The sequence below is a fragment of the Serratia proteamaculans genome (assembly GCF_004684015.1).
Lineage (GTDB): Bacteria > Pseudomonadota > Gammaproteobacteria > Enterobacterales > Enterobacteriaceae > Serratia > Serratia proteamaculans_F.
This window is the reverse complement of sequence record NZ_SRIA01000003.1, coordinates 13,039-27,095: the sequence shown is the minus strand read 5'-3', so window position 1 is coordinate 27,095 and position 14,057 is coordinate 13,039. Positions and strand designations below refer to the sequence as shown.

General features: G+C 57.2%; 16 protein-coding genes and 1 riboswitch. Of the genes, 10 read left to right on the top strand and 6 right to left on the bottom strand.

Annotation, left to right across the window (positions count from 1 at the left end; translation table 11 throughout):
* The 3 genes from E5C26_RS24685 to purD all read left to right on the top strand — a co-directional run.
* A partial coding sequence (locus E5C26_RS24685; RefSeq protein WP_206194220.1) for a hypothetical protein occupies nt 1-255 on the top strand: 255 nt, incomplete at its 5' end.
* A gap of 58 nt (nt 256-313) precedes the next feature.
* Nucleotides 314-1,903: a bifunctional phosphoribosylaminoimidazolecarboxamide formyltransferase/IMP cyclohydrolase gene (gene purH / locus E5C26_RS01530; protein ID WP_135314775.1), complete on the top strand. Its 1,590-nt coding sequence runs from the start codon at nt 314-316 to the stop codon at nt 1,901-1,903.
* A 51-nt stretch (nt 1,904-1,954) separates the two neighbouring features.
* Entirely contained in the window at nt 1,955-3,238 is a 1,284-nt protein-coding gene (gene purD, locus E5C26_RS01525; protein WP_135314774.1) for a phosphoribosylamine--glycine ligase, read from the top strand.
* A 47-nt stretch (nt 3,239-3,285) separates the two neighbouring features.
* On the opposite strand, the gene E5C26_RS01520 is transcribed toward purD, so the two are convergent.
* The 6 genes from E5C26_RS01520 to nudC all read right to left on the bottom strand — a co-directional run bounded on the left by E5C26_RS01520 (nt 3,286) and on the right by nudC (nt 7,662).
* The gene (locus E5C26_RS01520) at nt 3,286-3,924 is read right to left on the bottom strand and encodes a DUF1481 domain-containing protein (protein ID WP_167796590.1); all 639 of its coding nucleotides are present in this window, start codon (nt 3,922-3,924) and stop codon (nt 3,286-3,288) included.
* A gap of 69 nt (nt 3,925-3,993) precedes the next feature.
* On the bottom strand, nt 3,994-4,266 hold the full coding sequence (gene hupA / locus E5C26_RS01515) for a nucleoid-associated protein HU-alpha (RefSeq protein WP_012004757.1): 273 nt from the start codon (nt 4,264-4,266) through the stop codon (nt 3,994-3,996).
* A 188-nt stretch (nt 4,267-4,454) separates the two neighbouring features.
* Nucleotides 4,455-5,045 carry a YjaG family protein gene (locus E5C26_RS01510; RefSeq protein ID WP_135314772.1) on the bottom strand — a complete coding sequence of 197 codons (591 nt, stop codon included), beginning with the start codon at nt 5,043-5,045 and terminating at the stop codon, nt 4,455-4,457.
* A 48-nt stretch (nt 5,046-5,093) separates the two neighbouring features.
* Complete coding sequence (gene nfi, locus E5C26_RS01505; RefSeq protein WP_135314771.1) at nt 5,094-5,780, bottom strand: deoxyribonuclease V; 687 nt, start codon at nt 5,778-5,780, stop codon at nt 5,094-5,096.
* 9 nt (nt 5,781-5,789) lie between these two features.
* Nucleotides 5,790-6,854 carry a uroporphyrinogen decarboxylase gene (gene hemE / locus E5C26_RS01500; RefSeq protein WP_135314770.1) on the bottom strand — a complete coding sequence of 355 codons (1,065 nt, stop codon included), beginning with the start codon at nt 6,852-6,854 and terminating at the stop codon, nt 5,790-5,792.
* Nucleotides 6,855-6,894: 40 nt separating this feature from the next.
* Nucleotides 6,895-7,662 carry an NAD(+) diphosphatase gene (nudC, locus tag E5C26_RS01495; protein ID WP_135314769.1) on the bottom strand — a complete coding sequence of 256 codons (768 nt, stop codon included), beginning with the start codon at nt 7,660-7,662 and terminating at the stop codon, nt 6,895-6,897.
* A gap of 99 nt (nt 7,663-7,761) precedes the next feature.
* Here nudC and rsd point away from each other — a divergent pair, with 99 nt between their 5' ends.
* From rsd to thiH, 7 genes are all read left to right on the top strand, one after another.
* Complete coding sequence (gene rsd / locus E5C26_RS01490) at nt 7,762-8,265, top strand: sigma D regulator (RefSeq protein ID WP_135314768.1); 504 nt, start codon at nt 7,762-7,764, stop codon at nt 8,263-8,265.
* 39 nt (nt 8,266-8,304) lie between these two features.
* Nucleotides 8,305-8,429: riboswitch (TPP riboswitch) on the top strand.
* 115 nt (nt 8,430-8,544) lie between these two features.
* Nucleotides 8,545-10,488 carry a phosphomethylpyrimidine synthase ThiC gene (gene thiC / locus E5C26_RS01485; protein ID WP_135314767.1) on the top strand — a complete coding sequence of 648 codons (1,944 nt, stop codon included), beginning with the start codon at nt 8,545-8,547 and terminating at the stop codon, nt 10,486-10,488.
* Nucleotides 10,481-11,119 (top strand): thiamine phosphate synthase, encoded by a 639-nt coding sequence (gene thiE, locus E5C26_RS01480; RefSeq protein WP_135314766.1) that lies wholly within the window; start codon nt 10,481-10,483, stop codon nt 11,117-11,119. The genes thiC and thiE overlap by 8 nt, the downstream gene beginning before the upstream one ends.
* 4 nt (nt 11,120-11,123) lie before the next feature.
* Complete coding sequence (locus E5C26_RS01475) at nt 11,124-11,873, top strand: HesA/MoeB/ThiF family protein (protein ID WP_135314765.1); 750 nt, start codon at nt 11,124-11,126, stop codon at nt 11,871-11,873.
* A complete protein-coding gene (thiS, locus tag E5C26_RS01470; protein WP_135314764.1) occupies nt 11,870-12,070 on the top strand; it encodes a sulfur carrier protein ThiS in 201 nt (66 codons plus the stop codon). The genes E5C26_RS01475 and thiS overlap by 4 nt, the downstream gene beginning before the upstream one ends.
* A 1-nt stretch (nt 12,071) precedes the next feature.
* Nucleotides 12,072-12,851, top strand: a complete 780-nt coding sequence (locus E5C26_RS01465) for a thiazole synthase (RefSeq protein ID WP_135314763.1) — start codon at nt 12,072-12,074, stop codon at nt 12,849-12,851.
* Complete coding sequence (gene thiH, locus E5C26_RS01460) at nt 12,851-13,984, top strand: 2-iminoacetate synthase ThiH (RefSeq protein WP_135314762.1); 1,134 nt, start codon at nt 12,851-12,853, stop codon at nt 13,982-13,984. Before E5C26_RS01465 ends, thiH begins: the two co-directional genes overlap by 1 nt.
* Nucleotides 13,985-14,057: the final 73 nt, after the last annotated feature.

Genomic DNA, 14,057 nt, shown 5'->3' with positions numbered 1-14,057 from the left:
TTCTCTGGAGGCCGCAATAGGTATTTTCAACAAAAACGATCGTTTGCTGCATTCCACAGCAAAACCCCGCCTTATACCTTGTTGTACACAAACTTATCCACAGAAGTGATTTGCCCGGAAATTTTACGAGCGCCACGCAAACGTTTTCGCTACAATTCCCCGCGACGAAACGCTCCCCTTTTTATGGGGGCGTTACCTGAATCTGTGCCTGATTACCCCTTTATAGAGAGAAAAACCTTTCCTTATAAAGAGTAGAAGGTGGAAATTCACGTAACGCTCTTTTATTGCGACTCCAAAGCCAAGGGATAAAACCATGCAACAACCTCGTCCAATCCGCCGGGCCCTGCTCAGCGTCTCTGACAAAACCGGTATCGTTGAATTCGCCGAAGCGCTGTCCCAGCGTGGCGTTGAACTGCTCTCCACCGGTGGCACCGCCCGCCTGCTGGCAGATGCCGGCCTGCCTGTTACCGAAGTTTCCGACTACACCGGCTTCCCGGAAATGATGGACGGACGAGTTAAGACCCTGCACCCCAAAGTACACGGCGGTATTCTCGGCCGCCGCGGCCAGGACGATGCCATCATGGGCCAGCATGACATCAAGCCGATCGACATGGTGGTGGTAAACCTTTATCCGTTCGCCCAAACCGTGGCGCGTCCGAACTGCTCACTGGAAGACGCCGTCGAAAACATCGACATCGGCGGCCCAACCATGGTGCGCTCCGCGGCCAAGAACCATAAAGACGTCGCCATCGTGGTAAAGAGCAGCGACTACGCCGCTATTATTACCGAGATGGATAACAGCGACGGCTCGCTGCAATACGCCACCCGATTCGATCTGGCTATCAAAGCCTTCGAACACACCGCCGCCTACGACAGCATGATCGCCAACTACTTCGGCGCACTGGTTCCTGCCTACCACGGCGATACCGAACAGCCTGCCGGCCGTTTCCCTCGCACCCTGAACCTCAACTATATAAAGAAGCAGGATATGCGCTACGGTGAGAACAGCCACCAGCAAGCGGCCTTCTATATAGAAGAAAACGTTCAGGAAGCCTCTGTCGCCACCGCGGAACAACTGCAAGGCAAAGCGCTGTCCTACAACAATATCGCCGATACCGACGCCGCACTGGAATGTGTGAAAGAATTCGACGAGCCGGCCTGCGTGATCGTCAAGCACGCCAACCCATGCGGTGTGGCGATCGGCGAGGATATTCTGGCAGCCTATGAGCGCGCGTACCAAACCGACCCGACCTCTGCTTTCGGTGGCATCATCGCCTTCAACCGCGAACTGGACGCCGCCACCGCACAGGCCATCATCAGCCGTCAGTTTGTGGAAGTGATTATCGCACCGAGCATCAGTCAGGAAGCTTGCTCCCTGCTGGCCGCCAAACAGAACGTGCGCGTACTGGCCTGCGGCCAATGGCAGCAACGTATTGCTGCCCTCGACTTCAAACGTGTCAACGGCGGCCTGCTGGTGCAGGATCGCGATCTGGGCATGGTGAGCGAAGGCGATCTGCGCGTGGTATCTGAACGTCAGCCGACCGCGCAGGAACTGCGTGATGCGTTGTTCTGCTGGAAAGTCGCCAAGTTCGTGAAGTCCAACGCCATCGTCTATGCGCGCGACAACATGACCATCGGTATAGGCGCCGGCCAGATGAGCCGCGTTTACTCCGCCAAGATCGCCGGGATCAAAGCCGCGGACGAAGGCCTGGAAGTCAAAGGCTCCGCCATGGCGTCTGATGCTTTCTTCCCGTTCCGTGATGGCATTGATGCCGCCGCAGCGGTGGGCATCAGCTGTGTGATCCAGCCAGGCGGTTCGATCCGTGATGACGAAGTGATTGCCGCCGCCAATGAGCACGGCATCGCGATGATCTTCACCGACATGCGCCACTTCCGCCATTAATCCTTCTTTTTGCCGCGTGCGCTACGGCGCACGCTCTGCGTGGAGCACCTGATGAATATTTTAATTATCGGCAACGGCGGGCGTGAACACGCGCTGGCCTGGAAAGCCGCTCAGTCACCGTTGGCAGATAAAGTCTATGTGGCACCGGGCAATGCCGGTACCGCATTGGAAGGCAATCTCGAGAACGTCGCGATCTCCGCTACCGATATTCCGGCGCTGGTTGCCTTCGCCCAGAGCCATGATATCGGTCTCACCATCGTCGGGCCGGAAGCGCCGCTGGTGATTGGTGTGGTTGATGCCTTCCAGGCCGCCGGCCTGAAAATCTTCGGCCCGTCCCAGGCAGCGGCCCAATTGGAAGGCTCTAAAGCCTTTACCAAAGACTTTCTGGCACGTCATAACATCCCGAGCGCCGAATACCAGAACTTTACCGAGGTTGAACCCGCGCTGGCCTATCTGCGCAGCAAAGGCGCGCCCATCGTCATCAAGGCCGACGGCCTGGCTGCCGGCAAGGGCGTGATCGTCGCCATGACGTTGCAGGAAGCGGAAGACGCGGTGCAGGACATGTTGGCCGGTAACGCCTTTGGCGACGCCGGTCACCGCATCGTGGTGGAAGAGTTCCTTGAAGGTGAAGAAGCCAGCTTTATCGTGATGGTCGACGGCGAGAACGTAGTGCCGATGGCCACCAGCCAGGATCACAAACGCGTCGGCGACGGTGATACCGGCCCGAACACCGGTGGCATGGGTGCCTACTCCCCGGCACCGGTAGTCACCGATGAAATTCACCAGCGCGCCATGGATCAGGTCATCTGGCCTACCGTGCGTGGCATGGCCGCGGAAGGTAATACCTACGTCGGCTTCCTTTATGCCGGGTTGATGATCTCCGCAGACGGCCAGCCGAAGGTGATTGAGTTCAACTGCCGCTTTGGCGATCCAGAGACGCAACCGATCATGCTGCGCCTGCGTTCTGATTTGGTCGAACTGTGTCTGGCTGGAGCAGAAGGCAAACTGGGTGAGAAAACGTCCGAGTGGGATGAGCGTCCTGCGCTAGGCGTCGTGTTGGCAGCCGGCGGCTATCCGGGTGATTACAACAACGGTGAAGTCATTCAGGGTCTGCCACAGCAGGAAAGTGCCGACGGTAAGGTGTTCCATGCCGGTACCCGCATGCAGGGCGATGACGTAGTCACCAGCGGGGGGCGCGTGTTGTGCGTAACCGCACTGGGTGAGACGGTGGCTCAAGCGCAGCAACGCGCCTATCAATTAGCGGAAGGTATTCAGTGGCCGGGTAGTTTTAGCCGCAAGGACATTGGCTATCGCGCGATTGCACGCGGCAAATGATCTGAACATCGAGATGTGACTCCGGGCTCCGCAATGCGGGGCCTTTTTTATAGCTGGTCTTCTTTCGGTTCCCAACTGCAAAAATCATCGTTCGCCACCAGCAACAGTTCACGCCCTTCCGGCGCATCCAACCAGGCTATATTCACCGGCTGACTGCTATTGCGGGCACGTCGCGCGATCCAGGCTTCGGCACTGCTATCGAGATCCGGCTTCAACGTTTGACCATCACAGGTTTGTACTACTCCCTGCTGCCAACGCCCCTGCAGCAGTTTCACCTTACCGGCGCGCAGCGCATTGCTCAATTCCAGCACGCGTCGTGCCTGATATTGATACAGCGCGATTTCATCGGCAGTCAGCTGTTCACGTCGCGTGGCCAGTTGGCGCTGCATAAAGCTTACTCCGCCGTCATCGGCAAAGCGCAATTGAATGGAGTCTTGGTCACCATCGGCGTCAGTGCGTTTAATCTGGCGCAGCTTGCCGTCTTGATATTCGTACAGCGTAGTCACGGTACCCGGACCACGATAGGGACTGTAGACGCTCATCAACACCAGCGGACGGTGCCGATCGTCGTCTTTACGCCACAGGCGCATCACGCCCTGGTCGGCCACATAACCGCTGGCAGTAAAGGCAGGAGTATCGGAATGACTGCTGCAGGCGCTCAGGCCAGCGGCAATGCCGATGACCATAAGCGCCTGTCGGATAAACAAAAGGGGCGCGAATGCCCCCCTGTTTAATCTTTTCACCAACACGCAGTATTACTTAACTGCGTCTTTCAGTGCTTTGCCAGAAACGAACGCAGGCACGTTAGCAGCTGCGATTTTGATTTCTTTACCAGTCTGCGGGTTGCGACCAGTGCGCTCGTTGCGGTGGTTTACCTTGAAAGTACCGAAACCAACCAATTGTACTGCATCACCTTCTTTCAGAGACTCAGTAATAGCAGCCAGGGTGGATTCCAGAGCCAGTTTAGCTTGTGCTTTGGAAAGGTCAGCCTTGTCCGCGATTACATCAATCAGTTGAGTCTTGTTCATAAGTTATCCTTACAGTGTGTTTATCGTTTGCAAAGCATCGAGTGCGACGGATATGCCGATGTACAGCACTCCCTGCATACACGCACCGATAGCCACTTTTTTTCCGCCCCCCAAATGTAGACCAGACAGGGTGCGGATGTGAAGCCTTAAGGCATGACAAATCAGGCGTTAAATCACGTTTTCTTGCCTTATTGCGTTAATTTTATCCCGATATTACTAACCGCGGCCTCGCGGAGGTCAGAACGCAACCCTTTGATCAGTTCCAAATCGCGTTCTTCGCAGTCAGCCAACAGGCGGAAAATTTCCCATTGGATGTCCCATTCTTCCTCTACCGCAGGCAAAACCTTGAGCTCATCGTCGGTCATTTCTTTACCGGCCTGAGTCATTTCCAACATCGCCACGGTGCGAATTGACGTTTCGCTGATGGCGATAGCGTGCTCTAGCGTCTCCCCGCTGAGTCGCGAATGGATCAGTTCCCCTAATGCGATACAGGCGTCAATCGCCGGGTAAACGCCGTAAAGATCGTAATCTTCTGCCGAGGGTATCGCCTCTTCCAACTTCTCCAGCTGACTGTCAAAGTTGACCTTGGCGTCCTTGACCACCAACGTTTCCCACACCAAATCCAGAATGCGGCGGTAAATTGCCGGTTCGCCGAACTCGGTTTGCAGGCAGAACATCTGGTAATTCGGATACATACGCTCGCACAAACTGGCCATAAAGGTCAAATGTTGCCAGCTTTCAAGCTTTTCCAGACGTAAATGAATCGGGTTACGTAGCATTATTCACTCTCTTACGCGTTATCTGCGCCGCAGTGTACCCGAAATCGGTCATTGCGACACCTCTGGATGCTGCTGCAGCCAGCGCTGGAAGGCCGGGCGGCGCGAGGCGATGGCATCGGCCCAGCGTGTAGGTTCCGGCAAACGGTAGCCCGCCATGCAACGTTGTACCCACGCCAGGGCACTGTCGGCGCCGACGCGGTGACCGGTGGAGATAAACAACGGATTACAGCGCGCCTTACTGCGCCATACCCAGCCAAGCTGCTCGCCTTTGTCCTCCAGCGGGGCCAGCGCACCTACAGCCTCGTCCAGCGGGGCGAACTTACCGCACAGGCGCTTTTTGGCTACGCCGATGGTCGGTACGTTGACCAGCAGGCCAAAATGGCTGGCTACGCCCAGACGGCGCGGATGCGAAATGCCATGACCGTCAACCAGCACCAGATCCGGCTTTTGATGCAGTTGCTCCCAGGCTGCAAGCAACGCTGGGTATTCACGGAACGATAAGAAACCGGGGATATAGGGCATGGTGGTGGCAACCCGTGCCACCTGATATTCCACCAGCTCCAACGACGGATAGCGCAGGATGGCGATGGCAGCACGAGTCACCTCGCCCTCCTGCTCAAAGCCCACGTCGGCACCGGCGATAAAGGCCGGTGAATCGACCAAAAAATCATCCTGGCGAATGACTTCGGAGGCGCGCAGTAGCTGTTCTGCACGCAGGGCTTGAGTCTCTATCACATCCAATCCTTAACGATGGTATTTCCCCGACTGCGCGTGGACCGCCTCAACAAAGGCACCGGCGTTTTCCGGCGGCACGTCCAGGTGAATACCGTGGCCCAGATTGAACACGTGCCCTTCACCGTGGCCGAAACCGGCCAGAATGGTTTCCACTTCCTGGCCAATTCTCTCCGGTGACGCATACAACATGGAAGGGTCCATATTGCCCTGCAGCGCGACTTTGTCCCCGACGCGACGACGTGCATCGGCGATATCAGTCGTCCAGTCGAGGCCGAGCGCGTCACAACCGGTTGCCGCCATCGCCTCCAGCCATTGGCCGCCACCTTTGGTGAACAGCGTAACCGGTACACGGCGACCGTCGTTTTCACGCAGCAGGCCGTCAACAATCTTGTGCATGTAATGCAGCGAGAACTCGCGGTAGTCACGACCGGTCAGCACACCACCCCAGGTATCGAACACCATCACCGACTGCGCGCCGGCTTTAATCTGGGCGTTAAGATACAAGATGACGCTGTCTGCCAGCTTATCCAGCAGCAGATGCAACGTAGCCGGCTCGGCGTACATCATTTTTTTCAGTTTGGTGAAGGCCTTACTGCTACCGCCTTCCACCATATAGGTCGCCAGCGTCCACGGACTGCCGGAGAAACCGATCAGCGGCACTTCGCCCTTCAGCTCACGACGGATGGTACGCACTGCGTTCATCACATAACCCAGTTCCACTTCCGGGTCGAACGCCGGCAGCTTGTCGACATCGGCACGACTGGTGATTGGCGAGGAGAAACGCGGGCCTTCACCGGCTTCGAAATACAGGCCCAGCCCCATGGCATCGGGAATGGTGAGGATATCGGAGAACAGGATCGCCGCGTCCAGCGGGAAACGGCGCAGCGGCTGCAGCGTGACTTCACAGGCCAGCTCCGCGTTCTTGCACAGCGACATGAAATCACCGGCCTGGGCACGGGTGGCCTTGTACTCCGGCAAATAACGACCGGCCTGACGCATCATCCATACAGGGGTCACATCCACCGGCTGACGCAGCAGTGCGCGCAGGTAACGATCGTTCTTCAACTCATTCATTTATGGGGCTCCCTTATTCATCTGCCGGTATTGTAGCGATTTATTGCTCACGGCATAAGGCTACGGTGTCCTCTATCAGGCGACGCGCTACCGTGCCGGTCGGCGGTAATAGCGGCAACTGATCGTAGCGGTACCAACCGGCGTTAAGCAGCTCTTTCGGATCGTGGCGGATCTCGCCACGGTGATAATCGGCCATAAAGGCCATCATCAACGAGTGCGGGAACGGCCAGGGCTGTGAAGTGACATAACGCAGGTTTTTGATTTCAATATTACTTTCTTCCATCACCTCGCGTGCGGCCGCCTGCTCCAGCGTTTCGCCAACCTCGACAAAACCAGCCAGTACGGTATGAATACCGCCGCGATGGCGCACATGTTGCGCCAGCAGGATCTCATCGTCACGTCGAATGGCAACGATCACGCAGGGGGCGATCTGTGGGTAGTAACGCTCCCGACAGTTGCCACACAGGCAGGCACTTTCGGTGCGGCTGAGATGCATCTCATGGCCGCAGTAACCGCAGTAGCGATGGGAACGGTAAAACTCAGCCAGTTGTACGCCGCGCCCGGCAAGCTGGAACAACCCGCGATCGAGTTCGAGCAATTGGCGCACCGACCCCATCTCCTGCGGCATTGCGTGGCGTACCAGCCAGACCGGCAACCCTTCCCATTCGCCAATAGTACGAGCCATTCTTCCCTGCAGAGAAAATGACGCGGCCAAACCACACGGCAATTCACCGTTCGGTAACCAAAGTTTGCTTTCATGGCTGACGATCCACCAGCCATTTTCATTACCCGTTAATGCAAGTTCCATATCGTTGTTGCACAACCTCAGCTTCACTGGCACTCTACAAATCGGCCTTGTTACATTTTAATAACTTACTGTTACGTTTTATTACTTACGGAGTCAAACATGCTCAACCGTTTGGAAAGCCTGACTCAGCGCGTTGGTGGTAGTAATGAATTAGTAGATCAATGGCTTCAGGCACGCAAGCAGTTACTGGTCGCCTATTGTGCCCTGGTGGGCATTAAACCTAACAAAGAAAAGCATACGCCGCTGAATGAAAAAGCGCTGGAGAACTTTTGCCACAATCTGGTGGATTATCTCTCCGCCGGCCATTTTCATATCTATGACAGAATAATCAAACAAGTGGAAGGCGCATCCAGTCCGAAAATGTCTCTGGCGGTCAACATCTATCCCAAGCTGTGGGCCAATACCGAGCAGATTATGGCTTTCCACGATCGCTATACCGATGCGGATATCGATCAGGACTTGTGTCTGGAATTACATCAGGCGTTGTCCGATATCGGTGAAACGCTGGCGGCTCGTTTTACCCTTGAAGACAGGCTGATCCAACTGGCGGCTGAAACCTGGCAGCAGGCTGAACCGGACAAGACGCTGGATCCGGCCCGTTAAAATTTTGTAGTCTTTTTTATTATCCCTCCTATACTGGAGGGCATCTTGTCGGAGTGCCTAGCGCCTGATTTGTTCATCAAATTGGCCAGGCTGAGACCGTTAATTCGGGATCCGCGGAACCTGATCGGGTTAATACCCGCGAAGGGAACAAGAGTAATCTATCGCCACAGGCAGGTGACCCCTATTTGGGATAATCCCGCTTTGCCGGCCAGCATCATTACTCCCTCCGAGCTCCAGACAAGCAACTTTCCCAACCCAACACACTGGTAGGAACTTGCTATGTCTAACGTTAAGAAACCCCGTGCTCGTAAAGAGCAACGCGAAGAAGCCCAGCAGTTTATCAACACCCTGCAAGGCGTTTCCTTCCCCAACTCACGCCGTATCTATCTGCAGGGCTCACGTAGCGATCTGCTGGTACCCATGCGTGAAATTCAGCTCAGTCCGACGCTGATCGGTGGTGATAAGGACAACCCGAAGTACGAACCCAACGAAGCCATTCCAGTGTATGACACTGCCGGCCCTTATGGTGACCCTCAATCCGAGCTCAACGTGCACACCGGTCTGGCGAAGCTACGCGCCGGTTGGATCGCGGAACGCGGTGACACCGAAGCCCTCAAGGGCGTCAGTTCAGGTTTCACCCAGCAGCGCCTGGCCGATGAAGGCCTGGATCACCTGCGCTTTGAACATCTGCCGTTGCCACGCAAGGCACAAGCGGGCAAATGTGTGACCCAGTTGCACTACGCGCGTGCCGGCACAGTCACCCCGGAAATGGAATTTATCGCCATTCGCGAAAACATGGGGCGTGAGCGCATCCGTGGCGAGGTGTTACGCCACCAGCATCCTGGCCAAAGCTGGGGTGCCAACCTGCCGGAGAACATCACGCCGGAATTCGTTCGCCAGGAAGTCGCCGCCGGGCGCGCCATCATCCCCGCCAATATCAACCACCCGGAATCCGAACCGATGATTATCGGCCGCAACTTCCTGGTGAAGGTTAATGCCAACATCGGCAACTCGGCGGTGACTTCTTCAATAGAGGAAGAAGTCGAAAAACTGGTGTGGTCCACCCGCTGGGGCGCAGATACCGTGATGGACCTTTCCACCGGACGCTATATCCACGAAACCCGCGAATGGATCCTGCGCAACAGCCCGGTGCCGATTGGCACGGTGCCTATCTATCAGGCGCTGGAAAAGGTCAACGGCGTGGCGGAAAACCTCACCTGGGAAATGTTCCGCGATACGCTGCTGGAGCAGGCGGAGCAAGGGGTTGACTACTTCACCATTCACGCCGGTGTGCTGCTGCGTTACGTGCCGATGACCGCCAAACGACTGACCGGTATCGTCTCCCGCGGCGGTTCGATCATGGCCAAATGGTGCCTGTCGCATCATCAGGAAAACTTCCTCTACCAGCACTTCCGCGAAATCTGTGAGATTTGCGCTGCCTATGACGTTTCTCTTTCCCTCGGCGACGGCCTGCGGCCGGGTTCGATTCAGGACGCCAACGACGAGGCCCAGTTCGCCGAACTGCACACCCTGGGTGAACTGACCAAAATTGCCTGGGAATATGACGTGCAGGTGATGATTGAAGGCCCCGGCCACGTGCCGATGCAGATGATCCGCCGCAACATGACCGAGGAACTGGAGCATTGTCACGAGGCACCTTTTTATACTCTTGGCCCACTGACCACCGATATCGCCCCGGGTTATGACCACTTCACCTCTGGCATCGGGGCCGCGATGATCGGCTGGTTCGGCTGCGCCATGTTGTGTTACGTCACGCCGAAGGAGCACTTGGGCCTGCCGAACAAAGAGGACGTCAAACAGGGGCTGATCACCTACAAAATTGCCGCTCACGCCGCCGATCTGGCCAAGGGACACCCTGGCGCGCAGATCCGCGATAACGCCATGTCCAAGGCTCGCTTCGAATTCCGCTGGGAAGACCAGTTCAATCTGGCGCTCGATCCGGCCACCGCTCGCGCTTATCACGACGAAACCCTGCCGCAAGAGTCCGGCAAAATCGCCCACTTCTGCTCCATGTGCGGGCCAAAATTCTGCTCGATGAAAATTTCGCAGGAAGTTCGCGACTATGCCGCCGCACAGGAAGCGGCCAAACCGATAGAAGTGCAGCTAACCGGCATGGAAAAGATGTCAGCCGAGTTCCGCTCACGCGGCAGCGAGCTGTACCACAGCGCCGGCAACCTGCAAGAGGAACTGAGCAATGACTGATATCACCACCCCCTTCCCCGCCACCCCTCACAAGTTGGGGCTATACCCGGTGGTCGACAGCGTTGAATGGATTGCCCGTTTGCTGGAGGCGGGCGTCACCACCCTCCAACTGCGGATTAAGGATCTGCCGGATGAGCAGGTCGAGGACGACATTGCCGCCGCTATTGCCCTCGGCAAACGCTACCACGCCCGGTTGTTTATCAACGACTACTGGCAATTGGCGATTAAACACGCTGCCTATGGCGTACATCTCGGCCAAGAGGATTTGGATACTACCGATCTGGCCGCCATTCACCGTGCCGGGCTGCGTTTAGGGGTTTCTACCCATGACGACAGCGAACTGGCCCGCGCTATTGCGGTGAAACCGTCCTATATCGCGCTGGGGCATATTTTTCCGACGCAAACCAAAGATATGCCTTCGGCCCCACAGGGTCTGGTCGAGCTAAAGCGCCATGTCGCCGGATTGAGTGACTACCCAACGGTGGCGATCGGCGGGATCAGTATCGATCGCGTAGCGGCGGTGCTGGATTGTGGCGTCGGTAGCGTCGCCGTGGTCAGCGCCATTACCCAGGCCCCGGACTGGCGCACAGCGACCGCACAACTGCTGCAACTGGTTGAAGGCAAGGAGTGATGCCATGCTGAACGATCAAGAATTCCTGCGCTACAGCCGCCAGTTGCTGCTGGAAGACATTGGCCCCGAAGGCCAGGAGAAGCTAAAACAGTCGACGGCGCTGATCGTCGGGTTGGGGGGTTTAGGCTCCCCCGCCTCGCTTTATCTGGCCGCCGCCGGTGTCGGCACCCTGCTGCTGGCCGATGACGATAGACTTCACGTCACCAATTTGCAGCGTCAGATCCTCTATCGCAGCAGTGACGTTTCCCAAAACAAAGCCGCTCTGGCAAAGCACCAGCTACAGGCGCTGAACCCGATGGTCGAATCCATCGCGCTGGAACAGCGTCTGCAGGGGGAAGTGTTACAGCGCGCCGTACAACGCGCCGATTTGATTTTGGACTGTAGCGATAACATGGAAACCCGCCATGCGGTGAACGCCACCTGCATTCAGGCAGGTAAACCGTTGATCAGCGGCAGTGCGGTGGGTTTCAGCGGTCAGCTGCTGGTGATAGAACCTCCCTATGCCCACGGTTGCTACGCCTGTCTGTATCCGGAGCAAACTGAACCCCAGCGCAACTGCCGTACCGCTGGGGTACTCGGCCCTGTGGTCGGTGTCATTGGCACGCTGCAAGCGCTGGAAGCGATAAAAATGCTGGCGGGTCTGCCTTCCGCCATCAGCGGCAAACTGCGGCTGTTCGACGGCAAACAACAAAGCTGGAGCACCTTGCAACTCAGTCAGGCCAGCTCCTGCCCGGCGTGCGGAGGGACAGCATGAAAATTCGGCTTAATGACCAGCCGCTGGAACTGGCACAGCCCATCAGCATCAGCGCCCTACTCCAGCAACTGGAGCGCCACCAGCCGGGCACGGCATTGGCTATCAACCAAACTATCATCCCGCGTACCGACTGGGCTAACCACCTGGTGCAAGACGGCGATGACATCCTGCTGTTTCAAGCGATCGCCGGAGGCTGAGATGCTACAAATCGCCGATACCACTTTTACTTCACGCCTGTTTACCGGCACCGGTAAATTCGCCACCCCAGCGCTGATGCTGGAGGCATTACAGGCCTCCGGCTCGCAGCTGGTCACCATGGCAATGAAGCGTGTAGACCTGCGCGGCGGTAATGACGCTATTCTGGCGCCGCTGCAACAACTGGGCGTACGCCTGTTGCCCAATACTTCCGGCGCCAAGACCGCCGCAGAAGCGGTGTTCGCCGCCCGACTGGCCCGTGAAGCACTGGGCACCCACTGGGTGAAACTGGAAATCCATCCCGATGTGAAATACCTGCTGCCGGATCCAATCGAATCCCTGAAGGCGGCGGAAACGCTGGTGAAAGAAGGTTTTGTGGTGCTGCCTTATTGCGGCGCCGATCCGGTGTTGTGTAAACGTCTGGAGGAAGCGGGCTGTGCCGCGGTCATGCCGCTGGGCGCGCCTATTGGTTCCAACCGTGGGCTGCGCACCCGTGATTTCCTGGAGATCATTATCGAGCAGGCCAGGGTGCCGGTGGTGATCGACGCCGGCATCGGTGCGCCCAGCCATGCTCTAGAAGCTATCGAACTGGGTGCCGATGCCGTGTTGGTGAATACCGCCATCGCAGTGGCGCGCGACCCGGTGCAGATGGCACGGGCATTTCGCCTGGCACTGGAGGCCGGCGAGCTGGCACGACAGGCGGGATTGGGCAGCAGTCAGCGTAATGCGGTAGCCTCCAGCCCGTTGACCGCTTTTCTCAGCCAGACCGGGGAGACATTGTGATGGCTGATGACTTCAGTAGCCGCTGGCAACAGTTGGATTGGGACGATATCTCGCTGCGAATTAATAGCAAAACGGCGCGTGATGTCGAGCATGCGCTGAATGCGGAAAAACTGACGCGCGAAGACTTTATGGCGCTGATCTCCCCCGCTGCCGCATCCTACCTGGAGCCACTGGCGCAGCGTGCTCAGCAGATGACGCGTCAACGTTTTGGCAATGTGGTTAGTTTCTATGTGCCACTGTATCTGTCCAACCTGTGCGCCAACGACTGCACCTACTGCGGCTTTTCGATGAGCAATCGCATCAAGCGTAAAACCCTGGATGCTGCCGAGATCGAACGCGAGTGTCTGGCGATTAAGGCGCTGGGTTTTGAGCATTTGCTGTTGGTCACCGGTGAACACCAGACCAAGGTCGGCATGGACTATTTCCGCCAGCATATTCCCGCGATCCGCCGCCATTTCAGTTCGCTGATGATGGAGGTACAACCGCTGGAGCAGCAAGAGTACGCCGAGTTAAAAGCGCTGGGATTGGATGGCGTGCTGGTGTATCAGGAAACCTATCATCCCGCGACCTACCTGCAACATCATCTGCGCGGTCAGAAACAGGACTTTCACTGGCGGCTGGCCACTCCGGATCGCCTGGGCCGTGCCGGGATCGACAAGATCGGCCTCGGCGCCCTGATCGGGCTGTCCAACAGTTGGCGTACCGACTGCTATATGCTGGCTGAACACCTGTTCTACCTACAGCAGACTTACTGGCAGAGCCGCTACTCGATCTCGTTCCCGCGCCTGCGACCCTGTGCCGGTGGTATCGAACCGGCGTCGATCATGAGTGAACCGCAATTGGTGCAGCTAATCTGTGCCTTCCGGCTGTTCGCCCCCGACGTAGAGCTGTCTTTGTCGACGCGTGAGTCACCGTTCTTCCGCGATCATATGATCCCGGTGGCGATCAACAGCGTCAGTGCCGGATCCAAAACCCAGCCTGGCGGATATGCCGACGATGTGCCACCGGAGCTGGAACAGTTTGAACCCCACGATGGCCGTACCCCGCAGCAGGTGGCACAAGCCATCAGCGACGCCGGTTTACAGCCGGTGTGGAAAGACTGGGACGGATACCTGGGGCGCAGCCCGCAGTAATCTGCAAACCTTGCAACGCCGTTGAAAAAAACCAGGGAAGCGTTGCGCAGAAGCTGTCGACATCGCTGGCAGG

Bases quoted from the DNA above. Each gene is read 5' to 3' on its own strand.
- thiC (WP_135314767.1), top strand. From the start codon at position 8,545: ATGTCTAACGTTAAGAAACCCCGTGCTCGTAAAGAGCAACGCGAAGAA.
- thiH (WP_135314762.1), top strand. From the start codon at position 12,851: ATGGCTGATGACTTCAGTAGCCGCTGGCAACAGTTGGATTGGGACGAT.
- hemE (WP_135314770.1), bottom strand. From the start codon at position 6,854: ATGAATGAGTTGAAGAACGATCGTTACCTGCGCGCACTGCTGCGTCAG.
- thiS (WP_135314764.1), top strand. From the start codon at position 11,870: ATGAAAATTCGGCTTAATGACCAGCCGCTGGAACTGGCACAGCCCATC.
- E5C26_RS01520 (WP_167796590.1), bottom strand. From the start codon at position 3,924: ATGGTCATCGGCATTGCCGCTGGCCTGAGCGCCTGCAGCAGTCATTCC.
- purD (WP_135314774.1), top strand. From the start codon at position 1,955: ATGAATATTTTAATTATCGGCAACGGCGGGCGTGAACACGCGCTGGCC.
- E5C26_RS01510 (WP_135314772.1), bottom strand. From the start codon at position 5,045: ATGCTACGTAACCCGATTCATTTACGTCTGGAAAAGCTTGAAAGCTGG.
- E5C26_RS01465 (WP_135314763.1), top strand. From the start codon at position 12,072: ATGCTACAAATCGCCGATACCACTTTTACTTCACGCCTGTTTACCGGC.
- thiE (WP_135314766.1), top strand. From the start codon at position 10,481: ATGACTGATATCACCACCCCCTTCCCCGCCACCCCTCACAAGTTGGGG.
- E5C26_RS01475 (WP_135314765.1), top strand. From the start codon at position 11,124: ATGCTGAACGATCAAGAATTCCTGCGCTACAGCCGCCAGTTGCTGCTG.
- rsd (WP_135314768.1), top strand. From the start codon at position 7,762: ATGCTCAACCGTTTGGAAAGCCTGACTCAGCGCGTTGGTGGTAGTAAT.
- hupA (WP_012004757.1), bottom strand. From the start codon at position 4,266: ATGAACAAGACTCAACTGATTGATGTAATCGCGGACAAGGCTGACCTT.
- nudC (WP_135314769.1), bottom strand. From the start codon at position 7,662: ATGGAACTTGCATTAACGGGTAATGAAAATGGCTGGTGGATCGTCAGC.
- purH (WP_135314775.1), top strand. From the start codon at position 314: ATGCAACAACCTCGTCCAATCCGCCGGGCCCTGCTCAGCGTCTCTGAC.